Raw genomic sequence first — 25,154 nt, forward strand, 5'->3', positions numbered from 1 at the left:
GGATCGCTCTTGCTATGGCCTTCAGAACCGAAATAAAAAAGTCCCCGCTGGCTTCGGCCCGCGGGGCTATGATGCGTGCGTGACAACTGACCCCTGCCGGATATCGGATGCCCCTTCCGCCGCGCCGCAACCATGGCATCCAGTTCCACCATTGATACATTGCCGCAACCGGGTCGTCGGCGGTATGGATCGGTTGAACAGGAGAAGATGCTTCGGGTTGATGCTCGACGGCATCTAGCTTGGCAATGGCCAGCCTCTCCACGAAGTTAATGTGACATCACCCTCTAGTATCGGAAATACCGCAATCGATGAGGCGCTTCATTGTTGCGACGGGCTTTCTTGATGCAGATTAATAAACGCGCGTGACGCCCTGTTAAAAAATAGCCCTGCAGCGCGCACGGCATAAAGGCGGCCCCCCGATTATTGCTGTCGCTGTCGTCCGGCCGCGCGTCATGCGGAGCCGATGGACGCCTCCACGAGCCATGTGGTGGGCGATGCGTCACCAGAAATTAAGAGAAAGGGTGCGCACGTCATGAATAAGGACCAGCACCTCGGAAAGCCGCAAGATGGTGTCGCGGCGAACAGTGAAGACGTCAGACGGCGCGACATTCTCTTGAGCGGCACGTCCTTGGTGGTGGCGTCGGTGCTCACGGGTGGCCTGGCGGACTCCGCTTGGGCTCAGCAGGCCAACAGGCCGAACATCGTCATCATCCTTGCCGACGATCTCGGCAATGCAGACCTTGGCTACCGCGGCAGCGACATCGAGACCCCCAATATCGACAAGCTCGCAGCCGAAGGCGTACGGGCGGAGTCCTTTTACGGAATGCCGGTCTGCACCCCGTCACGGGCGCAGCTGATGACCGGCCGTTATGCCATGCGATACGGCTTGCAGACGCTGGTCATCTTTCCGAGCCATACCTTTGGGTTGGCGACCGACGAGCGCACGCTGGCGTAGGCCCTGAAGGACGTCGGCTATCAGACGGCGATGGTCGGCAAGTGGCACCTCGGCCATGCCGATCGGAAATACTGGCCACAGAGCCGCGGCTTCGAGCACTTCTACGGCAACCTCGTCGGCGAGGTGGACTATTTCTCCAAGGAGCGAGGCGGGATCATTGATTGGCAGCGGGACCGCAATTTCGTCGAGAAAGACGGTTACTTCACGACACTGATCGGCAACGAGGCCGTGAACATCATTGAGAAGCACGACACGTCGGGGCCGCTGTTTCTCCACGTTGCATCGCTTGCCCCGCACGCTCCCTGTCACGCTCCTAAGCAGGACATCGAGGCCTACAAGAATGCGCCGGGAGATGTGCATCGGCACACCTATGCCGCGCCTCCTGATGCCACAAACGCGCGTCAACTTTTGGCGCCCTGGTCCAATGTCCTGATTGTCAACGGCGCTTCCGCGTCGCGCTGAACCAACCATTCAGGTCGCATCGATTGGGCTGCCGACGTTCCCGATCAGCTGCCCTTTGGCGACGAAGGCGTGCTCAGTTTGGCGCAGGATATAGCCCGGCATCGGCGCCTTGATCTCCAGCGCCGCTGCCGATCGGCCGCCGGTCGGGTGTAGCCGGGCGACGAGCTGCCCGCTCTCGACCTTGTCGCCGAGCGCGACGCAATGCTCCACCAGCGCCGGCCACGGCGCGAGATACTGCCCCTCCGGACCCGCAGTGAAATGCACGCCTGAAAACGGCGCCGGCGCGAGCTGCGGCCTGATGGCGCCGAAATCGGCCAATGCCCGCAGCAGGCCGTCCTCCATGATCGTCAGCTCGGCGGGCTTCATCCGGCCGCCTCCGCCCTCGACCTCGATCGAGGCGAGGTCGGCCAGCTTGGCCGCGCCGCAGGCCGTCTCGTCGATGCCGTCGACATGCTGGACGAAGCGGTAGCCCCAGGCTTCCATCAACCGGTTGAGGCGGGTGTCGTCGACGACGCTCTTCTCCGTCGCGAAGCCGAAGACCATCGGCACCACCGAGACGTCGCCGCCGCCAGCATGGACGTCGATCAGAATGTCGACGGCGGGGAAGAGGCGCCTCGTCACGAAGGCGCAGAGCCGTTCCGTGGGCGTACCGTCGTCCTTGCCGGGGAAGCAGCGGTTCATGTTCTGGCCGTCGAAGGGCGAGAGGCGCTTGCCCTTCTGCGCGGCTGGGAAGTTCAGCGAGGGGATGATGATGACGCGGCCGGTGACATCGGCGGGCGTCAACCGTTCGGCCAGCCGGCGCAGCACGATCTGCGCCTCGTATTCGTCGCCATGGATGCCGCCGAGCAGCAGCACCGAAGCGCCCGCGCCATTGTTGATGCAGCAGATGATATCCCCTGCGATCCCCTCCAGCGGCCCCGCGATCGGGCCGAGGTCCTGGATGATCTTGCCCGGACGGGCCGGGTTGAAATCGGTMAGCATGAATCCAAATCCTGTCTTGCAGCGGATGGGGTCTTCCCCCGTCCGCTGGTTGGCATGGGCCACGTAGGAAGGCTCAGGCGGCGGCGCGGCCGAGCGCGGCGGCCTTGAGCATCTCCGCCGGCTTGTGGAAGCGCAGCGGCGAGAACGGCTCGAGCGCCTCCGGCTTCTCGCCGCTCTGGATCCAGTCCGCGAACAGCTTGGTGAAGCCGAGCGAAATCGCGAAGCCGTGGCCCGACCAGCCATAGCCATAGGTCAGGTTCGGCAGCGCCTCGGCCCGCCCGATCAGCGGTATCTGGTCGACCGCTACCGCCTCGACCCGGGAGGCATCGACGCTGAGGAAGCTGGAATTGTCGATGAAGGGCAGGGTCAGCACCGCGTCGGTGATGTTCTGCGTCATCGAGCTGAGCGAGCCCTTCCACAGCCCCTCCGGGGTATGGCCGACATGGGCGCCGCCGGACAGCATGATCGTGCCGTCGGGCAGTTGCTTCACCGCGAGCCGGCGATGGGCGTGCGAGAGCAGATGGTTGACCGTCTTGTTCAGCGGGTTCGAGACGAAATGCATCTGCGGCATCAGATTCCAGATCGGCCCGAGCTCATGCGGCTTCAGCACCGGCTTCAGCAGCGCCTCAGCGCCGGCATTGGCCACGACGACCAGTTGCGATCCCACCGGCACGCTCTCGCCGCTGGAGAGCTTGACCGCGGTCACCGTGCCGCGGCTCTGCACGATCTCGGTGACCTTCGCGCCCGTGCGGATCACGACGCCGGCCTTTGCCGCCTCCTTGGCGAACTGGCGGGTCGCAAAGCTGTGGTCGCCGACGCCGTCATTCGGGCACCAGATGGCGCCGAGGATGCCGGGCGCCAGTTCCGGCTCGCGCGCCAGGGCCTCGTCGCGCGACAGCACCTGGGAGGGCGTGCCGAGGCTGGACTGGGCGGCGGCCGTAGCTTCCATGCGGCCGCGCACCTCATGCTCGCGATGGCCATAGGAGACGTCGTAGATCTTCAAGCCGCCGACGCGCCGATAGCCGACACCGCCTTCGATCTTCGCCTGGTAGTCGGCCCAGAGCTCCTGCGCCAGTGCGCAGATCGGCAGCTCGCGCAGGTCGCGGCCGCAGGCGCGCACGCCGCGTTCGCCCGGCCCGCCGGAGGCTCCGCCGGCGATCTCGCCGGCTTCGAGCAAGGTGACGCTGCGGCCCGCCTTCGCCAGGCGGTAAGCCAGGCTCGTTCCGTAGATCCCGCCGCCGACGATGACGACTTCGGAGGCGCTGTTGTGATCGGACATCGATCGAATCCTTCGTCTTTCAGCTCGCTTGGATGTGGGGGCGTTGATCCGCGAAATGGCAACTTGCGGCGCTGCGGCCCCCGGGCGCAGGGTGGAGATCGGGCGTTTCCTCGACGCAGCGGCGGGGTAGACGCCCGTCGGGCGTGCCGACGCTCGGCGCGCCGCCGGCCGCGAGGTCGCGGGCGAGAGGGCACCGCGTATGGAAGCTGCAGCCGCTCGGAATGGCCAGCGGACTTGGGATCGAGCCTTCGAGAAGGGCCGGGCGCGCATCGCGCATCGACGGCGCGACCGGTGCGGCGATCGCCATCAGGCTACGCGTATAGGGATGGCGTGGGGTCCCGCAGACCTCCGCCACATCGCCCTGTTCGACGAAGCGCCCGAGATACATGACCCCGACCGCATCGGCCATATGGGCGACCAAGGCGAGGTCGTGGGTGATGACGATATAGGTCAGCGCCAGGCGCGCCTGCAGCTCGGCCAGCAGATTGATGATCTGCGCCTGGACCGAGACGTCGAGCGCGCTGACCGGCTCGTCGAGCACGAGGATTTCCGGTTCGCAGATGATGGCGCGGGCGATGGCGGCGCGTTGGCGCTGGCCGCCCGACAATTCGTGCGGATAGCGCTCCAGATGCGCCGCATTGAGGCCGACCATGGCCATCACCGCGTTGATGCGCTCGATACGGGCGTTGCGCTCTCGATGCAGGCCGTGGACGGTCAGGGCCTCGGCCAGCGTGTCGAACACCGTCATGCGCGGGTCGAGCGAGGCACGCGGGTCCTGCAGCACCAGTTGGACCTTGCGGCGCAGGCTGCGCAAGCCCGCCTTGTCCAGTGCCGAGAGCCGGGTGCCGTCGATCGTGACCTCGCCCTGCGTCGGCTGCAGCAGCCCGACGATCAGCCGGGCGAGCGAGCTTTTGCCGGAGCCGGATTCGCCGACGATGGCGAAGCAGGTTCCGCGCGGCACGCTGAAGGAGACGCCGTCGACGGCGCGGACCACCGGCGCGGCGACGCGGCTCAGGAGTGCCTTGCGGCCGCCGAAATGACGGCTGACCTCCGCGACGACGACGATGTCGTCGAACTCGCCGTCGGCGCGGCGCGGGGGCAGGCGGAAGGGCGCGTTCACAGCTGCCCCTCCTCGGCGAAGAAGCAGGCAATCTCGCGCCGGGCGACCGGGCGGGGCGGCGGCTCGTGCTCGGCGCATTCGGCCCGGCCCAGCGTGCGTGGGCAGCGCGCCCGGAAGGCGCAGCCGGCCGGAAATCGGCCGACCAGAGGCGGCTCGCCGGGGATGCTGCGGAGCGGCTGGCCGCGTGCCTCTCCCCTAGAGGGAGCGGAGGCGCGCAGCGCCAGGGTATAGGGATGCAGCGGGCGTTCCAGCACGGTTGCGACCTCGCCGCTCTCGACGATGCGCCCGGCGTACATGACCGCGACATCGTCCGCGAAGCGCGAGACGAGGTTGAGGTCGTGGGTGACGAGCAGCACCGCCATGCCGCGCTTCATCTGGATCTCGCGCAACAGGGTCAGGATCTGTTGCTGGATCGTGACGTCGAGAGCGCTCGTCGGCTCGTCGGCCAGCAGAACCTGCGGGTCCTGGGCGAGGGCGATGGCAATGACGATGCGCTGCTTCATCCCGCCCGAGAACTGGTGCGGATACATGTCGAGGCGCCGCTCCGGATCCGCGATCCGGACGTCCTTCAGCAGGGAGATGCAGCGCTGCCGCACGGTCCGACCGTCGATCTGCGTGCCCGCCCGCACCGCCTCGGCGATCTGGGCGCCGATGGTAAGAACGGGATTGAGCGCGCTCGCAGCATCCTGGAAGACGACGCCGATCTTGCGCCGGCGCAGCGCACGCAGAGCCGCAGCGGACAAGCCGATCGCAGGTTCGCCACCGATGCGGATGCTTCCCGCCGTGATCGCGACTTCCTGCGGATTGGCCAGCGTGCCGATCGCCCGCAGCAGGGTCGACTTCCCGGAGCCGGACTCGCCGACCAGCGCCAACGTCCGGCCGGGCTGGATCGTGAGATCGACACCGCGGACGACGTCGAGCAGTCCGTCGCGCGCCCGGAACGCCATGCTCAGGCCTCGAACCGAGACGGCGCTCCCGGCTGCGGGCTCGGACACCGTCGTTGTAGGCGCGCTCCGGGTGCCACGCCGCAGGAAGGCGAACAATCGCGCGCGCCCGGCACTGCGGCGGCTGGTCGGGTCGTAGATCACGCGCAGCGCCTCGCCGAGCAGGTTGAAGGCGAGAGCGGAGACGGCGAGGAACAGCCCCGGAAAGGTCGCGAGATAGGGATGGCTGCGGATGTAGGACCGGCTTTCGCCGAGCATCGTGCCCCATTCGGGGAAGGGCGGCTGCGTCCCCAGCCCGAGGAAGCCGAGGCCCGATGCCGAGAGCAGCGTCGAGGCGAAGAGCAGGGTCGAGAGCGTCAGCAGCGTGCCCGCGATGTTCGGGAGCACATGGCGCAGGATAATCCGAGCGGGGTTGGCCCCGAGCGCGGCGGAACCTTCTATGTAGGGTTCGGCCAGGATGCTGAGCGTCACCGCACGGGCGGTGCGCGCGAAAACCGGGATCGAGACGACGCCGACCGCGATGATGACGTTTTGCGTGTTGGCGCCGAGGATCGCCACGACCGCCAGCGCGAAGACGATGTCCGGAAAGCTCAGCATGATGTCGATGACGCGCATCAGCACGGCCTCGATCCAGCCGCGCCGCCAAGCGGCGAGGATGCCGAGCGGCACGCCGATGAGAAACGCCATCGTGACGCCGCCGACGCCGATCCCCAGCGTCGCGCGGGCGCCGATCAGAACGCGGCTGAAGACGTCGCGACCGAGTTGGTCGGTGCCGAACCAATGCGCGGCAGAGGGGGCGCGCAACGTCTGCGCGAAGTTCTGGCGAAAGGCGTCCTGTGGCGCGAGCATCGGCCCGAACACCGCAAGCAGCAGATAGAGGATGACGAGCGTCAGCCCAATCGCGCCTTTCGGCTGGGCTAGGATGCGCCGCAGCAAAGTCCAGCGCTGCCGCGGCGCGGCTCGGCTCGTATCCGCGAGGGGAGGGGCAAGGTTCGCCGCCATGTTCTGCACCAGGCTCATGCCGGCCTCTCTTCCTCGCGCGTGCGCGGGTCGAGCCATTGCGTCAGCAGGTCGGTGACGAGGTTGATGAGGACGAAGAAGACCGCGAACATCAGGATCGCGTATTGGATGACAGGGTAGTCGGCGCGCGATACCGCATCGACGAGCAGGCGGCCGACGCCGGGAATGCCGAAGACCGTCTCCGTCACCACGGAGCCGCCGAGCATGCCGCCGAACTGGACGCCGGCGACGCTCACCGCCGCGATCAGCGAGTTGCGCAGCGCATGTGCGAGCACGACGCGCGTCTCGCTCAGCCCCTTGGCGCGGGCAGTGTCGAGATAATCCTTGCCCATCGTCTCGGTCAGGCTCGCGGCGACGAGCCTGCTGAACATTGCGGCCGGGCGCGTGGCGATCACCAGGATCGGCAGGACGAAATGCGCGGGCGTGGAGGCCCCCGCCGCGGGCAGCCAGCCGAGATTGACCGCAAACAGCCAGATGCACAGCAGGCCGAGCCAGTAGATCGGCATCGAGATGCCGGCGAGTGTCAGCACCGTGATGGCGGCATCCGCCAGACCGCCCGGCCGCATGGCGCTGACGATGCCGGCGAGCGTGCCGACGACGACACCGATCAGCAGCCCGCCGATCGAGACGATCAGCGTATTCGGGAGCCGCTCTGCCAGCTCGACGACGACCGGGCGATGGGTCCGGAAGGAGGTCGCGGCGGCAGGGTCCCAGATGCCGCGCAGGAAATGCCCGTAGCGGGAGACCAGCGGCTCGTTCAGGCCGAGGAACTGGCGGATGCTCTCGATCTCCTCGTTCGAGGCGGTCGGTCCAGCGAGGATCTGCGCCGGATCGCCCGGGATCAGGTCGACGAACAGGAAGACCAGCAGCGAGACCGCGAAGAGTGTCGGCAGCGCACCGCCGAGGCGTCTGAGAACGAACATCGTCCTGCCCTCCCGGCGGCCGCTACTTCAGGGTCACCTTGTCGAAGACCAACGTCTCGTTTGGCTGGACGGCGAAGCCCTGGACACGGTTGGCGACGCCGATCGCCTGGGTCTGGTACCAGAGGAAGAGGAAGGGCTGGTCCTTCCAGACGATCTCCTGGACCTCGCCATAGATCTCCTTCTGCTTCGCCGGATCGGTCGCGGCGCGGCCCTCCTTGAGCAGCGCGTCGACGCGCGGATTTGTGTAGCCGGACCGGTTGGCGCCGACGCCGGTGAAGAAGAGCCGGTAGAACGTGTAGTCCATGCCGGCGGTGGCGCGTCCGACCATCCCCATATTGTCGGTGCGCTGTGCCGGCTCCATGCCGACGACCTTGGTCCAGGTGCCGCGATCCACAACCAGTGGCGTCGCCTTGATGCCGACATTCTCGAAGGAGCCGGCCAGCGCCTGGCAGACCTGCACGTCCTTGATGTAGCGCCCGGTCGGGCAGGTGAAGCTGAGCGAGAGCTGGCCGGGCTTGTAGCCGACTTCCGCCAGGAGCTTCTTCGCCCCCTCCGGGTCGAATGCGATCGCCGGGAAGGTCTTGCGCAATTCGTCCTGCGTCCCGGGGCCGACCATGCCGACGGACGGCGTGCCGAGCCCGCCGAGGACGCCCTTCGCAATGCCTTCGCGGTCGATCGCGAGATTCAGGGCCTTGCGGACCCGCGCATCGGCGAGCGGGCCGCGCAGCACCATCTCCATGTTGATCGAGAACATGCTCGGTGGCGTCACCACCTTGGCGCTCTTCAGCGCATTGATCGCGTCGATCGATTCCGGCGGCACGCGCTCGACGATATCGGCGGCGCCGGTCTCGATCAGCGCCATGCGCGAGCCGTCCTCTGGCACGACGGCGAATTCGATCGCCTTCAGCGTCGCCGGATACTCGCCCGAATATTTCGGGTTCGGCACGAGCCGGAAGCCTTCGCCACCGACGAAGCGCTCGACCATATAGGGGCCGGAGCCCACCGGCTTGCGGCCGTACTCGGCGCCCATCTCCTTGACCGCCTTGACGTTGACGATGCTGGCGGCGGTGCTGGCGAGCAGCATGAGGATATGGCCATTGGGCTCGGCCAGGTGGAATTCGACCGTGTCTTCGCCGACGGCTTTCACCGTACCGAGCGATGCATAGAGGCCGCGATAGATCGAGCCGGTCTTCTCGTCGAGCATGCGGTTGAAGCTTGCCGCAACGGCCTCGGCATTCAGCGGGTCGCCATTGCTGAAGGTCTTGCCGGGTCTGATCTTGACGGTGAAGACCTTGCCGTCAGGCGAGAAGGAGGATTCGGTCGCGAGCCCCTTCTGGACGTTGTTCTGCGGATCCAGTCGATACAGGCCCTCCAGCACCGCGAGATCGACCGCATTGCCGACCGGTAGATCGTTGAAGGCGGGGTCGAAGGTGGCCGGATCGGCACCGACCGCGACCCGGAGCACGCCGGCCGGCTGTGCCATGGCCTGGATCGCCATGAGAGAGAGGCCGGCGGCCAGCGCCGCCACGGCACAGGATTGACGAAGGCTGCGCATGTTCTGCTGTTCCCCAAGCTGGCAATTTCGTCGGTCGCGCGAGCGCTGGCGAACGCCGGAGCGTCCGCCGCTTTCACGAGGCGAAGTCAGTCTTTGGTTTCTTGGCCGCCATCCTGCTCAGCCCGTCGAGATGCGGGTGGTGGCGACGCAAGCCAGCAAATCACAGCAATTGATCTGCCTCAAATTCATAAATTTACGTTCTGCATGAACTGAGGTTATGGTCTCGCCATGCATTACCGCCAGGTCGAGATCTTCAAGGCGATCATGGATGCCGGCTCGATCACCGAGGCGGCCAACACGCTTCGCATCTCGCAGCCCGCGGTGAGCAAGGCTCTCAAGCAGCTGGAGGCCGAACTCGGTCTTCGCCTGTTCGATCGCACGACGAAAGGCATCGCGGCGACCGAAGAGGCGCGGCTGCTCTACACCGAGGTCGAGCGCACCTATTTCGGCATGCAGAACCTCACGCGCTTCGCTGCCAGCCTCGGGCATCGCAGGCAGGGACGGATCGTCGTCAGCACCATTCCCGCGCTCGGGATCGCCTGGCTGCCGACGGTGGTCGCCCGCTTCTCGGAGGCCCATCCGGACGTCACAATCTCCCTGCATTCCAGCAACTCCGTCGATGCGGCGCGGCTGGTCGRCAGCGGAGAGATCGATCTCGGCATCGCCCAGCTGCGCAGCGAGGAATACAACCTCTCGCGCCGCAAGCTGTTCGACCTGGAGGGGGTGATCGCCCTGCCTGCAGGGCATCGCCTTGCCCGCAAACCCTTTGTCGAGGCTGCCGATCTCGCAGGCGAGACCGTCATCGCACTCGGACCGGAGGACGAGTTCCGCCGGAAGCTCGGGCAGGCCCTCGAAGCGGCCGGGCAGCACCCGCGCACGGTCATCGACGCCAGTCTCGGCCTGACGATCTGCGCCCTCGTTGCAGCCGGTTGCGGGGTCGGTATCGTCGATAGCGAGGCGGCGCGGATGCCCGGCACCGGCCTCGTCTTCCGCAGCTTCCGACCGGCGATCTACGTGCCGATCTTTCTGTTCCGGCAGCGCGGACGCCCGACGGGCAGGCTGGTGGAGGCCTTCAGTGCGATCCTGAAGCCGCCGCCGCCCTTCCGCAGCGTCCCGGCCTGAAGCGCCGGCGACGGCCGGCCGCTCGCGGCCGATGGCAATACCCTTGCAAGGCGGCGAGCTCTGGGGCTGGTTGGCAGCAAATGCCGGACGGCATCGTCCGCGTGGGGAGCGGGCCAGCAATGCGAGGGGACGGGTGAGGATGAATCTGCGGCATGTCGAGCTCTTCCGCCACATCATGCACCTTGGCACGCTCACGCAGGCGGCCGAGATCATGTCCGTCTCGCAGCCGGCGGCGAGCAAGATGCTCAACCAGCTCGAGCGCAGCACCGGCATCATTCTGTTCCAGCGCATGAAGGGGCGGTTGAAGCCCACGCGGGACGGCGAATTGTATTTCGCGGAGGTGCAGCGCACCTGGGAAAGCGTCGAGCGCCTGGAGCGGATGACGCGCGACATCCGGGAGCTTCAGTTCGGACGGCTCAATCTGGGCGTCATGCCGATGCTGGCGGGGACGCTGATCCCGCCCTTGCTGACGCGCTTCTGCCAGGCGCATGAGAAGACGGCGGTGAAGCTGCATTCGCGCAGTTCCGACCGCATCCTCGAATGGGCCATCGCCGGCCAGATCGACCTCGGGATCACCGAGCACTCCACCCCGCATCCCAATGTCATCTGCCGCATGATCGCGCGCATCCCCAATGTCTGCGCGGTGCCCGCGGGCCATCGACTGGCGGAGCTGAAGCGGATTCGGCCGGAGGACCTCGATGGCGAGAACTTCGTCTCGATCGGATCCGCGGATCGTCGCGTCTTCATCGAGAAGGTCTTCGAGCAGGCGGGCGTGCTGCCGCGCATGTTCATCGATGCGCCGATGGCGAATGTCGCCAGCGCCCTGGTGGCGAACGGCGCCGGCATCGCACTTGTCGACGAGCTCAATGCCCAGAGCTTCATCGGGCGTGGCCTGGTCGCAAGGCCCTTCGCGCCGGAGGTCTTCTCGCCGGTCTGGCATGTGCGCCCGAATACGCTGATCGGCTCGTCACTGGCGGAGGCACTGATACGGGATATCGAAGACGAGCTGGAAAGGCTCGGCTACCGCGCGGATTCATAGCGCGGGCCGAGGATTTGATGCGCGATGCGGCGAGGCGAAGTTCATAACCTGAAGGAATGAACTGGCAAAATCATATTCTTTGACGCCTGGATCTTCGCTCCATACCTTCACTGTCATTGACATAGATCAAACAAACGGGGCCGATCCTGGATGTGCTGCACAGCATGTTCAGGAAACGGGAGATCTATTGCCAATCTGAAGGGAGATATTTTCCGCGATGCGGATATTCGTCTTTCTGGCGAGAAGGTTGATCTTCGCGATTCTACTGATGCTCGGCGTCAGCGCGGCGATTTTCTTCTTGGTCAACGCCATCGGCAATCCGATCGAGCTGATGATGGCCGAGACGCCCGGCATGACCGGGGAGGTCATCGAGCGGATGAAAGCCTATTACGGGCTCGATCACCCTCCCTTCACCCGCTATCTGCTCTGGCTCGGGCGGCTCCTTCACCTCGATTTCGGCACGAGCATAGTCTACAACCAGCCGGTCGGATCGCTGATCGTGACCTGGGGTTGGGAAACCCTGAAGATCCAGCTCCCGGCGATCCTGATCGCGCTCGCCATCGCCGTCATCTTCGGCGTCACCGCGGCCCGGCGGCAGCATTCGCGCTCCGATTTCGCGGTCATGGGCACCGCCTTGCTGGGCCAGTCGCTGCCCGCCTTCTTCCTCGGCATCCTGCTGATCTTCGTCTTCTCCTACACGCTCGACTGGCTGCCGAGCTACGGCGCCTATGCGACGCGGAACCCGCTCTGGGGCAGCTCGGTTCTCGACGCGCTCTGGCACATGATCCTGCCCGTCGCGATGCTGACCTTCTTCAACACCGCGACGCTGACGCTGCTGATGCGGTCCAACATGGTGGACGTGCTGAAGAGCGACTTCATCGCGGCGATGCGCGCCAGCGGCATTCCCGAGCGGCGCGTCATCTACGTCCACGCGCTACGAGCCGCTTTTATCCCGATGCTGACCTATCTCGGCCTGCTGATCGGCCTGATGCTCGGCACGGCGCCGGTGACCGAATCCGTCTTCACCTGGCCGGGGCTCGGCTACCTCTACATCTCGGCGATCCACCAACTCGACTACCCCGTGATCATGGGCGCGAGTGCGGTCATCGCCTTCATGCTGATCTGCACGACCCTGCTGACGGACGTGATCTACGTCCTGATCGACCCCCGCATCAGCCTGGAGTGAGTGGCGTGACCGACCAGACGATCACGAGTCATGCGCCTGTGCCGAAACCGGCCCGCAAGCCCGCCAAGGGCATCTGGCGACAGGCCTGGCAGCGCTTCGCCCGCAGCCGCACGGGGATGCTCGGCTTCATCCTCGTCGCGCTCGTCATCGCGACCGCGCTGGTCGGCCCGTTTCTGGCGCCCTTCGACCCGCAGGACCAGAGCCCGATGATCGACCCCGGCGCCAAGGCCCCGCCGAGCTGGACGCACCCGCTCGGCACCGACCGCATGGGCTACGACGTGCTCAGCCGCCTGATCTATGGCGCACCGACGGCGCTCGCAGTTGGGCTCGGCGCCATGTCGATCGCCTCGGTCATCGGAGTTCTGGTCGGTGGTGTCGCCGGTTATCGCGGTGGCACGATCGACGAGGTGCTGATGCGCTTCACCGACTTCTTCCTGGTGATCCCGGTCTTCGTCGTCATCCTTGCCGTGGTCCGTCTTCTCGGCGTCGCGATCGTCAACACGCCCTTCGAGAGCGTGCCCTATCTCAATCTCGGCGTGATCATCCTGCTGATCGGGATGTTCTCCTGGGCGCCGATCGCGCGGATGACCCGCGCCGAATTCCTGCGGCTCAAGAACCAGGAATTCGTCGAGGCGGCGCGCTGCATCGGGGCGACCTCCGGCGACATCCTGTTCCGGCACATCCTGCCCAACGCTCTGCCCTCGCTCGTCGTCATCGTGGCGCTCGGCATCGGCGGCGCCGTGCTGGCGGAGGCCATGATCGGCTTTCTCGGCTTCGGCGATCCGGCCGCGGTGAGCTGGGGCCAGTTGCTCTACTTCAACTACGAGGCGCTCAAGGTCGCGCCCTGGGCTTCGCTGAGCCCGGGCGTTGCGATCTTCATCACCGTGCTGGGTTTCAACCTTCTGGCGGACGGGCTGACCGACGCCTTCAACCCGCGGGCCAAGCGCTGATGACGAGCCTCGCCGCCGAAAGACAGGCTCCCTCGGCTTCGCTGGAGCAATCCGGGACACGGCATCAGTCGGCACCGGCGCTGATCTCGATCGAGAATCTGCGCATCCAGTTCCCACCCTGGAACGCGCCGGTCCGGATCGTCGAGGATGTCAGCTATCAGGTCCATGCCGGCGAGACGATGGGCATCGTCGGCGAATCCGGCAGCGGCAAGACGCTGTCGAGCCTCGCCATTCTCAACCTCCTGCCGCCTCCCGCCCGGATCGCCGGCGGCCGCATCCTCTTCGAAGGCCAAGACCTGGCGGCGAAATCGCAGCAGGAGATGCAGAAGCTGCGCGGACGCAGGCTCGCCATGATCTTCCAGAATCCCGGCTACTCGCTCAACCCGCTGCTGACCGTCGGTGCCCAGCTCGCGGAGATCCTCAAGGTCCACGAGAAACTGCCGCGCGCGGTCGCCTTGCAGCGTGTCGAGGAGCTCTTCCGGCTGGTCGGGATCACCGATCCCGGCTCGCGCCTCTCGCAATATCCGCACGAGATGAGCGGCGGCATGAAGCAGCGGGTCTGCATCGCCCGCGCGCTGCTCTGCAACCCGGCGCTGGTGCTGGCCGATGAGCCGACCACGGCGCTGGATGTCACCATTCAGGCCCAGATCCTCGATTTGCTTGAGGAGCTGAAGCAGCGGCTCGGCATGTCGATGATCTTCGTCACGCACGATATGGGCGTCGTCGCCCGCATCGCTGACCGGATCACCGTGATGTATGCCGGCCAGGTCTGTGAGACCGGCGACAAACATGCCGTCTTCGCCCGGCCGTCGCATCCCTACACCCAGGCGCTGCTTGCCTCGACGCCCCGTATCGACCGGCCCTATGCGGTCAACGCCCAGGGTCGGCGCGAGCGCCTGCCGACTGTCGGTCGCGCCGCGACGCCCGGCCAACCGCTTACCGGCGGCTGCCGCTTCGCCGGCCGTTGCCCCGAGGCACAGCCGGAATGCTCCCGCCTCGTACCGCAGGCCGCCGCAATCGAGCCGGGCCGTGTTGTCCGCTGCCTGGAGCGCGGCAGCGCCGGAGTGCCCGACCATGGTTGAGCCCTTGATCGAGCAGGCGCCCGACGCGCGGCAGCGTGCTACCCGCCCTCTGCTCAGCGTCGACGGGCTGGTGAAGAGCTATCCGCTGCTTCGCCGCGGCCTGTTCCGCCAGAAGGTCACCAGCGAGATCCGCGCCGTCAACGACATCAGCTTCAGCCTCGACGAGGGCGAGACGCTCAGCATCGTCGGCGAGAGCGGCTGCGGCAAGACCACGGCAGCGCGCGCCATCCTGCATCTCGTACCGCCCACCTCCGGGGCGATCCGGCTCGGCGGCGTCGATATCCGCGAGACCTTCGCTCAGGACCGCCGGCCCGATGTCCTCGCGCTGCGCCGGCAGATGCAATACGTCTTCCAGGATCCCTATCTCTCGCTCAATCCGCGCTGGAGCGTCCGGCAGATCCTGTCCGAGCCCCTGCGGGTCCACGGCCTATTGCCGCCGGCGCAATGGGACGCCGCGGTCGAGGCGCTGCTGGAGCGTGTCGGGCTGCCGGCCGAACATGCCGACCGCTATCCGCACGAATTCTCCGGCGGCCAGCGCCAGCGCATCGGCATCGCCCGCGCGCTCGCGGTCGAGCCGCGGCTGCTGATCTGCGACGAGCCGGTATCCTCGCTCGACGTCTCGGTGCGGGCCCAGATCCTCAATCTGCTGGCCGAGCTGCAGGAGGAGCTGAGGCTCTCCTATCTCTACATCTCGCACGATCTGAGCTCGGTGCGCTTCCTGAGCAACCGCATCGCGGTGATGTATCTCGGCGATCTCGTCGAGATCGGCGAGGTCGACGAGATCTTCGCCCGCCCTCGGCATCACTACACGGCGGCCCTCATCTCGGCGATTCCGGTGCCAGATCCGGCCCGCCAGAGGCCGCGCGACGCCATCAAGGGCGAAATCCCGAGCGTGGTGAAGCGGCCTCACGGCTGCGTCTTCCACACCCGCTGCCCGGCCGCGCTGCCGGTCTGCTCCCAGCAGGTTCCACCGCTGGCCGCCCCCGAGGGCAGCCACGCCTTCGCTTGCCACAACCCGCGCTGATGCGGGCCAGACCACAGGATATGCCATGATGAACGTCATCGTCGTCGGAGCCGGCATCGTCGGCAGCTCGGTCGCCTACCGGGTGGCGCAGGGGGGCGCCAGGGTCACCGTTCTCGAAGCCGAGCGCGTCGGTGCCGGCACCTCGGGCGTCAGCTTCGCCTGGACCAACGCCAACAACAAGACACCGCGGCCCTATCACGACCTCAACGTCGCCGGCATGCGGGCCCATGCCGCGCTGAAGGACGAGTTCGGCGCCACGCCCTGGTTCCATCAGAGCGGCAGCCTGGAATGGCGCGTCGATCCGGCCGAGGTTGCGGCCCAGGCGCAGAAGGTCGCGCGACTGCGCGAATGGGGCTACGCCGTCGAGATCATCGACAAGAAGCGGCTCGGCCAACTCGAACCCGAGATCGCGCTTAGTGCCGTTCCCGACGACGCCCAGATCGTGTTCTGCCCGGAGGAAGGCTGGGTCGACCCGGTCCTCTATGCCGGCACGATGCTGCGCGCCGCCCGCCAGCGCTATGGCGCCGCGCTGAAGACCGGCGTCCGGATCACCGGGCTGGAGACGCGCAACGGCCGCGTGATCGGTGCCCGCGACGAAAGCGGTGCGCTTCATGAGGCCGACCTCGTGATCAACTGCACTGGCCGCTGGTCGAACGAGACGGTGAGCGAGAGCGTCCCGAACATCCCGCTTGCGCCCACGGTCGGATTCCTGGTCTTCACCCCGCCGGTCGGGGTCGATCTGCGCCGGCCCTTCCACGCTCCCGATGTCGATGTCCGCCCGGACGGCGCCGGCCGCCTGATGGTGCGCAAGGACTCCCTCGACGACCGCTTCGCGGCGCTCGAAAGCCGCACGCCCGACTGCGAGGAGGCATGGATCGCTCTCGAAAGCGCGGCCGAGATCCTGCCCGGCCTCAAGGGGGTCAGGGCCGAGGCGGTCCGGACAACGGTGCGCCCGATCCCGGCCGACGGGCTCTCCACCGTGGGACCGGCACGCGGCGTCGACGGCTACTACGTCGTCGTCACCCATAGCGGTGTCACGCTCTCGCCCTTCCTCGGCCAGGCCGTTGCGGACGAGGTGCTGCGCGGCCGCCAGCGGCCCGAGCTCGAGGAGTTCCGACCGACGCGCTTCCAGGCCTGAACCGCGGGAGCGCCGCCGTTTCCAATCAAGCAGAAGAGGGGACAACGATGCCTGAAAAATCGACGCGACGTGACGTTCTGAAATGGACTGGCGCTGGGGCGGCCGCGCTCGCCGCCGGCGGCCTGCCGGAGCCGGCCCTGGCGAAGCCGCCCCACTTCAAGCTCTACCTGATGATCTTCAACAACCTGCAGTCGCGCATGATCTGGACCGATCTGATCGGCAAGCAGTTCGCGCGGCTCGGTATCGACGTGAATGCGAGCTACCAGCCACCCTCCGTGGTGATTGCCCGACGCGCCAACGACAGCGGCAAGACCCATGTCGAGGGCGGCTTCGATATGTATTCCGAGCGCATCTACTACAGCGGTCTGTCGCCAATGCCCGAGACGCTGTTCCACAGCAAGAACATGCCGCCCAACGGCCAGAACTACTATCGGGTCGCGGACAAGCAGATCGACGAGGCGATCGAGAAGTATTCCCGCGCGATCACCGAGCAGGATCGCAAGGCAGCGATGACCGCCTTCGTGAAGCGCTGGTACGAGATTGAGCCACTGCACATCGTCTTCTATCCGGAAGAGGTGATCATCACCAATCCGAAGCTGAAGGGGATGGAATCGACGACCTACAACCCGGTCTTCTATCCACGTGCGGAGGACTGGACGATCGAGGGGGCGACCGGCGACGTCACCGCCACCTTTGCCTCCTGGCAGCCTCCGAGCCAGCTCATCCCGATGTATGGCAGCGGCTACAACGAGGCGAACATCTTCGGCCCGGTCTACAACGCGCTGCTCGAATATGACAGCTGGGCGAACAAGAAGCTCAGCCCCGCGCTGGCGGAATCAGTCACGGGTTCCGCGGACGGCAAGACTTGGGTTCTGAACCTGCGCAAGGGCGTGAAATGGCACTCCGGCGAAGAGTTCACCGCCGAAGACGTGAAGTTCACCTGGGATACGATCATCGACAAGGCCTATGCGAGCCTGTTCCAGTCGCCGCTCGAAACCGTGATGGGCTCGCGCGACGCCTACAAGGTCACCGGCACGCACGAGATCACCGTCTCGCTGCCGCAGCCGAACTCGATGTTCTACGATTTCCTGCTGCCGGTCATCGCGATCATGCCGAAGCACGCCTACAAGGACATCAAGCCGGAGGAGCTGCGCGGCCACGTCATCTCGACCTGGCTCGGCACCTTCCCGGTCAAGACGTCCGACGGCAAGGTCTTCGAGGCGAAGGGCGGCGTCGGCACCGGGCCCTGGATCCCGCAAGGCTTCGATCCCTCGCGCAAGGCCTATAAATACGTCCGGAACGAGAACTATTGGCGCAAGACGGACGGCAACGTCAAAACCTTCTACGTCGTCAATATCCAAGGCGCCGACGCCCTGCTCAGCGCCATCAAATCCGGTGCCATCGACGCGCATGACCCCATGTACGATGTCGGCGGCCTGCTCGATACGGTCGATGCCTCCTGGGGCAAGGTCAACCGCTTCGACTCGTTCAAGTGGATGCAAACCTGCCTCAACATGAACCACCCGGTCTTCGGGACCGGAGTCGAGACGCCGCTCGGCAAGCAGGACCCCAGCCGCGCCGCCGAGGCGGCGACGTATGTCCGCAAGGCGATGAGCCACATGATCCCGCGCGAGCAGATCATCAAGAATGTCGTCGCCGGCTTCGGCAAGCCGGGAACGGTGCCCATGCCTTTCACCTCGGAATATTACGACCACGATCTGCTGAAGCCGATCGCCTACGACTTCAACCTGGCAAAGCAGTACATGGAAAAGGCCGGCTACAAATATTGACGCAGCAAGCGTCCATGCCTGGGTCGGGCCTGCGGGCCCGATCCGCCCCCATCATCGAAACTATCAAGGATCAGGACGATGCGTGTCGCAGTGCTCGGTGCGGGCTCGATTGCCTATGGCAATGCCGCTCTTCTTTCCTCTCTCGGCCATGAGCCGGTCCTGTGGTCGCCCTCCGGCAAGAGCGGCCGGAGCATCGCGCAGGGCGAGCCGCTGACCGCGACAGGCAGCCTGAGCGGCAGCTTCAAGGTCGCCGTCGCGGCCAGCGCCGCCGAGGCCATCGCCGGCGCGGGAGCCGTGCTGTTCGCGCTGCCAGCCAATGGCCACCGCAAGGCGATGGACGAGGCCGCGCCGCACCTGGACGCGGGGCAGGTCGTCATCATCAGTTCGCACACCTCGTTCAGCGGCCTCTACATCGCGCGCAAGATCGCCGAGCGCGGGCTGGACGTCCCCGTCGTCGTCTGGGGCACGACGGTCACCGCCGGGCGCCGCACCGGCGATGCCAGCGTCAATGTCTCTACCATCCGTTCGAAGGTCGACATCGCGACGATTCCCGTTTCCGCCGCCGATCGCGGCCTGAAGATCTGCCAGGAACTGTTCGGGGACCGTTTCGTCCAGCGCGACGATGCGCTCGCGATTTCGCTCTCCAATCTCAACCCGCAGAACCATCTCGGCATCGCGCTGTGCAATTTCACCCGCATGGAGCATGGCGAGACCTGGGGGCAGAACGAAAACAACACGGATTCCGTCGGCCGCTTTCTGGAGGCGCTGGATGCCGAACGGCTCGCCATCGCCGAGGCCGCCGGCTACAGGGTCCGCACCATTCGCGAGCACTATAACCTCTCCTTCCATGTCGCGCCCGGACCGGTCGGTGAGATGGCGCGTGCACTCGCTGCTCGTGGCAATGGCGGCAACGGGCCAAGCACGATCGATACCCGCTATGTCCTGGAAGACGCGCCCTTCGGGCTGCATCCCACGGTGCTGCTCGGCAAGCTCGCCGGCCGGCCGGCGACACTGCACCAAGCCGGGGTCGACATCTTCTCGGCGCTCTACGGCCGGGACTTCGCGGCGGAGAACGACCTGCTCGGCGATATCGGCCTCGAGGCGATGTCGCTTGCGGAGTTGAAAGCGCTCGTGCGCGATGGCTGGGCCACGAAGCGCGCGGCGTAAGGCCTGCTTGCCCCTCTTCATTAATGGATATGGACCATGACTGAAATCATCGTTGTCGGCGCCGGCGTCATCGGAACGTCTGTCGCCTATCGGCTGGCGCGAGCCGGCGCGAAGGTCACGGTGCTCGAAGCCACCCGCGTCGGCGGTGGCACCTCGGGCATCTCCTTCGCCTGGACTAACTCCAGCAACAAGTCGCCGCGCGCCTATCATGACCTCAACGTCGCCGGCATGCGCGCCCATGCCGCTCTGAAGGACGAGTTCGGCGCCACGCCCTGGTGGCATGGCGGCGGGCGCGTCGAATGGAGAGCCGAAGCCGAGCAGGCTGCCCTCAAGGCCAAGGTCGAGCGGCTGCAGAGCTGGGACTATGCGGCAGAGTGGATCGACCGCAAGCAACTGCTCGAGCTGGAACCCGACATCGCGCCGGAAGCGGTAGGCGACGCGCCGATCGCCTGGTATCCGAACGACGGCTGGCTCGACCCGGTGGTCTATTCCCATGCGATGATGAGTGCGGCACGGCGTCACGGCGCGAGCCTGAGGACGCAGACGAAGGTCTCGGGCCTGCTTGTCGAAGGCGGCAAGGTGAAGGGCGTGCGCAGCGAAGGCGGCGAGACCTTCCATGCCGACCTTGTCGTGAACTGCACCGGCCGCTGGTCCAACGATACGATCGGCACGGTCATCCCGAACGTGCCGCTGGCGCCCACGGTCGGCTTCCTCGTCTTCACGCCGCCCGTTCCCGCCAGCATTCAGCGCGTCGTCGCCACGCCGGTCTGCGACTTCCGCCCGGACGGAGCCGGGCGCCTGATGCTGCACTGGGGTGCGGCCGACGCCACGGTCACGCCCGAGATCGGCGTCAATCCGGGCATGGAGCAGGCGGCCGATCTGGTCGACCGCCTCCTACGCATCCTGCCGGGCATCGCGCCGCTCAAGCCGGAAGCCGCGCGCGTCACCGTACGGCCGATCCCAAGGGACGGCCTCTCGGTGATCGGCCCGGTGCCGGGTGTCGAGAATTACTATGTGATGGTCACCCATAGTGGCGCCACGCTCTCGCCGGCGCTGGGAGCCATGGCCGCCGATGAAATCGTCAACGGGACGCAGCGCCCCGAGTTCGAGAGCTTCAGGCCGGCACGCTTCTTCTTGTAAGGGCGCTTTGCTCGATGCGCTGACGTGGTCCGATGGGAGCAGGGCGCTTGTCGTTCGCGGCGAATGCAATTGCAGCAGATAGTTGAGACCAAGAAGGGCCTGGCTGGCAGGCCGGGCCCACAGCGGTTCGGAAGCGTCTGACTTGCGCCGCTGATCGCGGATGTGTGCTTCTCGACAATGGGCCGCGCCACGCGCCGAAATCCCAAGCGGACGTCCAGTGCGCGATAGTGGCGCGACTGAAAGCGGCACGTGGGTCCCCAATTCAGCATCGGCCTATAACCGAAGATGCGGAGTGATATCTGCGGATGCCTCCCAGGACATGTCGAGCAATGCGACGCGGAAGCACTCAGTTGTAAGCCAGGGTCAGTGAATCCCGCGGACTTGGCATGACGACGGAATCTTTACCGGACGCTGCGAAACGCAACGGGCGCAAACCGTGAGCACTCATGCCCTTGCTTCGTATCCTCTGCTTCGTCGCCGCTCTGGTCGGCATTATGCCGGCCTCGCTGGCTCAAACAACAGGGCCAGTCGCCGTCGCCTCTGGCGTTAGCTATGAATTCCTGGCGCGCTGGGATGTCGACAAGCTAAACCGCATCCTGACGACCGATACGCCAACCTTCGCAGGCATCCCGGTGAGCTACACCCCGGCTCGCAACGCGGTGAGGCTCTACCGCGTCCGCTATGCGTCAGTCGTGCCCGAGCGCGGCAATCGGCCGACCGTTGCGACCGGCCTCGTCGCGGTGCCAGACACCGGTGAAGCGAGCTTCCCGATGGTGTCCTACCAGCACGGCACCGTCTACGGAAAGCAGCAGGTTCCGTCCTTCGCCGACCAATCGCCCGAGACGCAGCTCATGCTCGCGCAGTTCGCTGGGCAGGGCTATGTCCTGGTCGCTGCCGACTACTTCGGCCTGGGCGAATCCAGCGAACCCGAAGGGTACATGGTGAAGGCCAGCCACCAGCAGGCAACCTACGATATGTTGATGGCGGCGCACGCCGTCCTCGCCGACCTGAAGGTCGCGACGCCGAAGCTGTTCCTCGCCGGCTGGTCGCAGGGCGGCTTCGTGACGCTGGCCATGCTGGAGAAGCTGGAGAATGCCAAGATTCCGGTCACGGCTGCAGTGACGGCCAGTGCTCCGGCCGACATTTTCGTCGCCCTCAACGGCTTCCTGGCCTTTCCCCGCAAGATCGACGCCGACTGGGTGCCGACGCTCTTTATCCTCTCGGCCTTCTCCTTCGAGAACTACTATGGGGTGCCAGGCCTTGCCCGCTCGCTGCTCACGGACGACTATTACGAGCTGTCGCGCAAGGCCTATGAGAGGCTGCCCTTCGACGCCAGCCAAGTGCCGACGGAGCTCCGCAAGATCATCCGACCTGAATATTTCGACGCACAATTCTTCGCGAACTCGGCCTATGGGCGACTCGTCGCCGCCACGCAGGCCTATCGCTGGGTGGTGAAGACGCCGGTGAGGACTTTCTACGGCGAGACGGATGAGGCGATCCGGACGGAACTCGGACAGCTGCCGATGACCTACCAAAAGGCACTCGGCAACGATCGCGTGGAGGCGATCTCGACCGGCGCCACGAGCCACCGAGGCACCTTCGCCAAGGCTGTGCCGCTATGGAAGAGCTCGTTCGACGGGCTGTGACCTACGTCTGGGTTCAGGGGTTGGAAGCCGCGATGGGCCAAAACCTGACATCACCTCTACGTCAATACGCGGACCTTCGTTCATTGGGACAGCAGAGCCAGATCAGAACGCAGATGGATGGGGTCTGACAGCTCGGCTTCGATTGCCGCGTGCAGTTCTTTCCAGATTGGCACCGCATCGGCCAGCACGGCTCTGCCTGCCGGCGTCATAGACAGGAGGCGGACGCGCCGGTCCGCTGCGTCATGGCTGGTCTCGACGAGTTTGCGCCGCTCCAACGGCTTTAGGTTTGCGGTCAGGGTCGTTCTGTCCATCGCCAGCAGGGCGGCGACGCTGCCGAGGCTTGGGGGACTGGGACGATTCAGCGACATCAGGAGCGAGAACTGGCCGCTGCTGATGCCGGCAGGCCTTAGCGCGAGATCGAAGCGTCGGGCAAGCGCGCGCGCTGCCCGCTGCGCATGAAGGCAAAGGCAGGCATCGCGTACCAGAAGGGTCGTCTCGAAGGTAAGTTCGGTTTGGGCGCGCATCAGGTGAGTTGACATCCCCGGAATGATATAGGTGGATATCAACTAAATGGGGAAAGCGCCAATCGATGTCACGTCCTAACCGCATCGGCGCTTCGATCAACACAGGGAGAAAACCATGAAGATCGTGACCAGCCTGAGCTTTCAGGGGCAATGCCGTGAGGCCTTCGAGTTCTACGCAAAGGTTCTCGGCGGCAAGATCACGGCCGCATTTCCTTACGGCGACGCAACTCCCGGCATGCCGATCACCGACGAGAAGTACAAGAGCTGGCTGATGCACTGCTGGCTGGAGGTGGGCGATCAGGCCCTGATGGGCGCCGATATGGATGCCGCGTGGGCGCCTAACATCGACAAGCCCAAGAACGGGTTCGACGTCACCCTGCACAGCACGGATAAGGCCCAGGGCCAAAGCTGGTTCGAAAAACTGTCCGAGGGCGGCAAGGCGGTCATGCCATTCGGCGAGACCTTCTGGTCACCGGGCTTCGGCTCGCTGATCGACAAGTTCGGCATCCCCTGGATGATCAACACCATTCCGTCGGGCGATTGGAAGCCGAAGGGCTGATGTCGCCGGCAGAGGGCGAACGGCTCGATCCAAGAACCGATCTCAGGCTCGCAGAGGCCAAAATCGCCGGCACGATGCCGCTCTACGCCGTAATTATCCGCGAGTATTTCCCGGTGAGGATGATGGGCACCATCATCGGGGGCACCGGGATGGCCGGGAGCCTCGGCATGTTGACTGGGCCTGTGCTTGTCGGCCTGATCTACGACAATATCGGAACTTATACGCCGATGTATGTCGCGTCTTGGGGCTTGGGCCTGGCGGCTACGCTGATCCTCGCCACCTCCAGACCGTTTCCGGTAAAACCTCCGATGCCAATCGCCACAGCCTAAGCTGAGGCTCTCGCCAAACTCGTCTGTCCACGGACGTCTGGCGCCAGTTCCGGACATTGGGGCACCGCTTGGAAGCGGACATCTGCGACCGGCGCATCAGCGAGCGGCTGCTTGCAAACAGCGACCCGCCGCCAACACTGATACGGACTCCGACAAGCACGGAGGCACTGCTATAGAGCCTTTGCCTCTTCCTGGGTCAGAGGCACATTTAGCGACCCGACGTTTTCTTCCAGGTGAACGACAGAACGTGTGCCTGGAATGGGGACGATGACGGGGCTCAGTGCCAGCAGCCAGGCTAAGGCGAACTGCGAAGTCGAGCACCCCCGCTTGCCTGCCTCGATCGCGATATTGCCAGTCTGATCGGCAAGCGGCGCCCCAATTTGTGCAGGGTTCCCGTCGAGAGGACCATATGGGAAGAAAGTAATGTCCTCTTCGCTGCAGTATCGCACCAGGTCAATTTGCGAGCGATCGGCAAAACTGAACCGATTTTGCACCGATGCGATCGGCGCGATGCTTCGTGCGCGCTTGAGTTCGTCGAGAGTTACGTTGGAAATTCCGATGTGTCGGATCTTGCCCTCTTTGACCAATTCGGCAAGTGAGCTGACCGTCTCCTCGATGGGTGTATCCTCATCAACCCAATGCAATTGCATGAGATCGATCCTGTCCACACGAAGATGGGAAAGACTTGCTTCGCAGCCCGTCCTGATGGCCTTGCGTCGCCCGTCCCGGTAGGCGATGCCCGGCCCCATTTTGGTGAGACCGCATTTCGTAGTGATGACGAGGTCGTCTCTATACGGATGCAGTGCCTCGGCAATCAGCGCGCGAAACCTCGAGATCGCCACCAATTTTGCGCACGGTATCGAAAGCTGGGCTAGTCATGTCCTTTGTTTCCTTCTTTGAACATCGGGAACCCGATCGATTGGAACGAGGCCAGCACTCGCCCTCGCTTTGAAGAAGCTTGACTGCGGATTGGCGGGCGCCCGTTTGACCGAACTCCGCTGCCATACTGGCGACCACTTCAGTGCAGGATCTGGCTGAGGAAGAGCTTCGTGCGCTCGTGCTGCGGGTTTTTGAAGAACTCGTTGGGGGTGTTCATCTCGACGATCTGTCCGGCGTCCATGAAGATGACGCGGTCGGCGACCTGGCGGGCGAAGCCCATCTCGTGGGTGACGCAGAGCATGGTCATGCCCTCCTCCGCCAGCGAGACCATGGTGTCGAG

At 65.4% G+C, this 25,154-nt stretch carries 20 protein-coding genes and 3 pseudogenes; 14 read left to right on the plus strand and 9 right to left on the minus strand.

Features of this window, described 5'->3' with window-relative positions; all coding sequences use genetic code 11:
* The first annotated feature begins 532 nt into the window (after positions 1 to 532).
* Positions 533 to 1,417: pseudogene (locus tag AC1DIN_RS24930) on the plus strand (sulfatase-like hydrolase/transferase).
* Positions 1,418 to 1,426: 9 nt separating this feature from the next.
* On the opposite strand, the gene AC1DIN_RS24935 reads toward AC1DIN_RS24930, so the two are convergent.
* The 6 genes from AC1DIN_RS24935 to AC1DIN_RS24960 all read right to left on the minus strand — a co-directional run bounded on the left by AC1DIN_RS24935 (position 1,427) and on the right by AC1DIN_RS24960 (position 9,239).
* On the minus strand, positions 1,427 to 2,398 hold the full coding sequence (locus tag AC1DIN_RS24935) for a M14 family metallopeptidase (RefSeq protein WP_476765740.1): 972 nt from the start codon (positions 2,396 to 2,398) through the stop codon (positions 1,427 to 1,429).
* A 73-nt stretch (positions 2,399 to 2,471) separates the two neighbouring features.
* A complete protein-coding gene (locus AC1DIN_RS24940; protein WP_441473150.1) occupies positions 2,472 to 3,677 on the minus strand; it encodes an NAD(P)/FAD-dependent oxidoreductase in 1,206 nt (401 codons plus the stop codon).
* A 19-nt stretch (positions 3,678 to 3,696) separates the two neighbouring features.
* Positions 3,697 to 4,797: an ABC transporter ATP-binding protein gene (locus AC1DIN_RS24945; RefSeq protein ID WP_441473149.1), complete on the minus strand. Its 1,101-nt coding sequence runs from the start codon at positions 4,795 to 4,797 to the stop codon at positions 3,697 to 3,699.
* Positions 4,794 to 6,761: a dipeptide/oligopeptide/nickel ABC transporter permease/ATP-binding protein gene (locus tag AC1DIN_RS24950; RefSeq protein WP_476811701.1), complete on the minus strand. Its 1,968-nt coding sequence runs from the start codon at positions 6,759 to 6,761 to the stop codon at positions 4,794 to 4,796. The genes AC1DIN_RS24945 and AC1DIN_RS24950 overlap by 4 nt, the downstream gene beginning before the upstream one ends.
* A complete protein-coding gene (locus AC1DIN_RS24955) occupies positions 6,758 to 7,684 on the minus strand; it encodes an ABC transporter permease (protein WP_476811702.1) in 927 nt (308 codons plus the stop codon). Before AC1DIN_RS24955 ends, AC1DIN_RS24950 begins: the two co-directional genes overlap by 4 nt.
* A 22-nt stretch (positions 7,685 to 7,706) precedes the next feature.
* Complete coding sequence (locus AC1DIN_RS24960; protein ID WP_476811703.1) at positions 7,707 to 9,239, minus strand: ABC transporter substrate-binding protein; 1,533 nt, start codon at positions 9,237 to 9,239, stop codon at positions 7,707 to 7,709.
* 228 nt (positions 9,240 to 9,467) lie between these two features.
* Here AC1DIN_RS24960 and AC1DIN_RS24965 point away from each other — a divergent pair, with 228 nt between their 5' ends.
* The 11 genes from AC1DIN_RS24965 (at position 9,468) to AC1DIN_RS25015 (ending at position 22,523) form a co-directional block, all read left to right on the plus strand.
* Complete coding sequence (locus AC1DIN_RS24965) at positions 9,468 to 10,361, plus strand: LysR family transcriptional regulator (protein WP_476811704.1); 894 nt, start codon at positions 9,468 to 9,470, stop codon at positions 10,359 to 10,361.
* A gap of 139 nt (positions 10,362 to 10,500) precedes the next feature.
* Entirely contained in the window at positions 10,501 to 11,400 is a 900-nt protein-coding gene (locus AC1DIN_RS24970; protein ID WP_476765736.1) for a LysR substrate-binding domain-containing protein, read from the plus strand.
* A 217-nt stretch (positions 11,401 to 11,617) separates the two neighbouring features.
* Positions 11,618 to 12,586, plus strand: a complete 969-nt coding sequence (locus tag AC1DIN_RS24975) for an ABC transporter permease (protein ID WP_476765735.1) — start codon at positions 11,618 to 11,620, stop codon at positions 12,584 to 12,586.
* Positions 12,587 to 12,591: 5 nt separating this feature from the next.
* Positions 12,592 to 13,536 (plus strand): ABC transporter permease, encoded by a 945-nt coding sequence (locus AC1DIN_RS24980; RefSeq protein WP_476811705.1) that lies wholly within the window; start codon positions 12,592 to 12,594, stop codon positions 13,534 to 13,536.
* A complete protein-coding gene (locus AC1DIN_RS24985; RefSeq protein WP_476811706.1) occupies positions 13,536 to 14,618 on the plus strand; it encodes an ABC transporter ATP-binding protein in 1,083 nt (360 codons plus the stop codon). The genes AC1DIN_RS24980 and AC1DIN_RS24985 overlap by 1 nt, the downstream gene beginning before the upstream one ends.
* A complete protein-coding gene (locus AC1DIN_RS24990; RefSeq protein WP_441473140.1) occupies positions 14,611 to 15,642 on the plus strand; it encodes an ABC transporter ATP-binding protein in 1,032 nt (343 codons plus the stop codon). Before AC1DIN_RS24985 ends, AC1DIN_RS24990 begins: the two co-directional genes overlap by 8 nt.
* Before the next feature lie 25 nt (positions 15,643 to 15,667).
* Positions 15,668 to 16,780, plus strand: a complete 1,113-nt coding sequence (locus AC1DIN_RS24995) for an NAD(P)/FAD-dependent oxidoreductase (protein ID WP_476811707.1) — start codon at positions 15,668 to 15,670, stop codon at positions 16,778 to 16,780.
* A 47-nt stretch (positions 16,781 to 16,827) separates the two neighbouring features.
* Complete coding sequence (locus tag AC1DIN_RS25000) at positions 16,828 to 18,570, plus strand: ABC transporter substrate-binding protein (RefSeq protein ID WP_476811708.1); 1,743 nt, start codon at positions 16,828 to 16,830, stop codon at positions 18,568 to 18,570.
* 78 nt (positions 18,571 to 18,648) lie between these two features.
* Positions 18,649 to 19,737: an NAD/NADP octopine/nopaline dehydrogenase family protein gene (locus AC1DIN_RS25005; RefSeq protein WP_441473137.1), complete on the plus strand. Its 1,089-nt coding sequence runs from the start codon at positions 18,649 to 18,651 to the stop codon at positions 19,735 to 19,737.
* Positions 19,738 to 19,773: 36 nt separating this feature from the next.
* Positions 19,774 to 20,877 carry an NAD(P)/FAD-dependent oxidoreductase gene (locus AC1DIN_RS25010; RefSeq protein ID WP_476811709.1) on the plus strand — a complete coding sequence of 368 codons (1,104 nt, stop codon included), beginning with the start codon at positions 19,774 to 19,776 and terminating at the stop codon, positions 20,875 to 20,877.
* Between the two features lie 446 nt (positions 20,878 to 21,323).
* Positions 21,324 to 22,523: an alpha/beta hydrolase family protein gene (locus AC1DIN_RS25015; RefSeq protein WP_476811710.1), complete on the plus strand. Its 1,200-nt coding sequence runs from the start codon at positions 21,324 to 21,326 to the stop codon at positions 22,521 to 22,523.
* Between the two features lie 80 nt (positions 22,524 to 22,603).
* On the opposite strand, the gene AC1DIN_RS25020 is transcribed toward AC1DIN_RS25015, so the two are convergent.
* The gene (locus AC1DIN_RS25020; RefSeq protein WP_476811711.1) at positions 22,604 to 23,047 is read right to left on the minus strand and encodes a MarR family winged helix-turn-helix transcriptional regulator; all 444 of its coding nucleotides are present in this window, start codon (positions 23,045 to 23,047) and stop codon (positions 22,604 to 22,606) included.
* Positions 23,048 to 23,162: 115 nt separating this feature from the next.
* Between AC1DIN_RS25020 and AC1DIN_RS25025 the strand changes: the two genes are divergently transcribed.
* Complete coding sequence (locus tag AC1DIN_RS25025) at positions 23,163 to 23,606, plus strand: VOC family protein (RefSeq protein ID WP_476811712.1); 444 nt, start codon at positions 23,163 to 23,165, stop codon at positions 23,604 to 23,606.
* 65 nt (positions 23,607 to 23,671) lie between these two features.
* A pseudogene (locus AC1DIN_RS25030) lies at positions 23,672 to 23,935 on the plus strand (MFS transporter); the annotation flags it as partial.
* Positions 23,936 to 24,105: 170 nt separating this feature from the next.
* On the opposite strand, the gene AC1DIN_RS25035 reads toward AC1DIN_RS25030, so the two are convergent.
* The gene (locus AC1DIN_RS25035; RefSeq protein WP_476811713.1) at positions 24,106 to 24,777 is read right to left on the minus strand and encodes an aldo/keto reductase; all 672 of its coding nucleotides are present in this window, start codon (positions 24,775 to 24,777) and stop codon (positions 24,106 to 24,108) included.
* A gap of 176 nt (positions 24,778 to 24,953) precedes the next feature.
* Positions 24,954 to 25,154, minus strand: a pseudogene (locus tag AC1DIN_RS25040) (amino acid ABC transporter ATP-binding protein); the annotation flags it as partial.

Source organism: Allobosea sp. 05T438, from assembly GCF_056396025.1.

What these genes read in the sequence shown, in the direction of transcription:
- AC1DIN_RS25020 (WP_476811711.1), bottom strand. Translation starts at nt 23,047, where the DNA reads ATGCGCGCCCAAACCGAACTTACCTTCGAGACGACCCTTCTGGTACGC.
- AC1DIN_RS24940 (WP_441473150.1), bottom strand. Translation starts at nt 3,677, where the DNA reads ATGTCCGATCACAACAGCGCCTCCGAAGTCGTCATCGTCGGCGGCGGG.
- AC1DIN_RS24995 (WP_476811707.1), top strand. Translation starts at nt 15,668, where the DNA reads ATGATGAACGTCATCGTCGTCGGAGCCGGCATCGTCGGCAGCTCGGTC.
- AC1DIN_RS25015 (WP_476811710.1), top strand. Translation starts at nt 21,324, where the DNA reads ATGCCCTTGCTTCGTATCCTCTGCTTCGTCGCCGCTCTGGTCGGCATT.
- AC1DIN_RS24990 (WP_441473140.1), top strand. Translation starts at nt 14,611, where the DNA reads ATGGTTGAGCCCTTGATCGAGCAGGCGCCCGACGCGCGGCAGCGTGCT.
- AC1DIN_RS25005 (WP_441473137.1), top strand. Translation starts at nt 18,649, where the DNA reads ATGCGTGTCGCAGTGCTCGGTGCGGGCTCGATTGCCTATGGCAATGCC.
- AC1DIN_RS24985 (WP_476811706.1), top strand. Translation starts at nt 13,536, where the DNA reads ATGACGAGCCTCGCCGCCGAAAGACAGGCTCCCTCGGCTTCGCTGGAG.
- AC1DIN_RS25010 (WP_476811709.1), top strand. Translation starts at nt 19,774, where the DNA reads ATGACTGAAATCATCGTTGTCGGCGCCGGCGTCATCGGAACGTCTGTC.
- AC1DIN_RS24955 (WP_476811702.1), bottom strand. Translation starts at nt 7,684, where the DNA reads ATGTTCGTTCTCAGACGCCTCGGCGGTGCGCTGCCGACACTCTTCGCG.
- AC1DIN_RS24950 (WP_476811701.1), bottom strand. Translation starts at nt 6,761, where the DNA reads ATGAGCCTGGTGCAGAACATGGCGGCGAACCTTGCCCCTCCCCTCGCG.
- AC1DIN_RS24970 (WP_476765736.1), top strand. Translation starts at nt 10,501, where the DNA reads ATGAATCTGCGGCATGTCGAGCTCTTCCGCCACATCATGCACCTTGGC.
- AC1DIN_RS25000 (WP_476811708.1), top strand. Translation starts at nt 16,828, where the DNA reads ATGCCTGAAAAATCGACGCGACGTGACGTTCTGAAATGGACTGGCGCT.
- AC1DIN_RS25025 (WP_476811712.1), top strand. Translation starts at nt 23,163, where the DNA reads ATGAAGATCGTGACCAGCCTGAGCTTTCAGGGGCAATGCCGTGAGGCC.
- AC1DIN_RS24975 (WP_476765735.1), top strand. Translation starts at nt 11,618, where the DNA reads ATGCGGATATTCGTCTTTCTGGCGAGAAGGTTGATCTTCGCGATTCTA.
- AC1DIN_RS24960 (WP_476811703.1), bottom strand. Translation starts at nt 9,239, where the DNA reads ATGCGCAGCCTTCGTCAATCCTGTGCCGTGGCGGCGCTGGCCGCCGGC.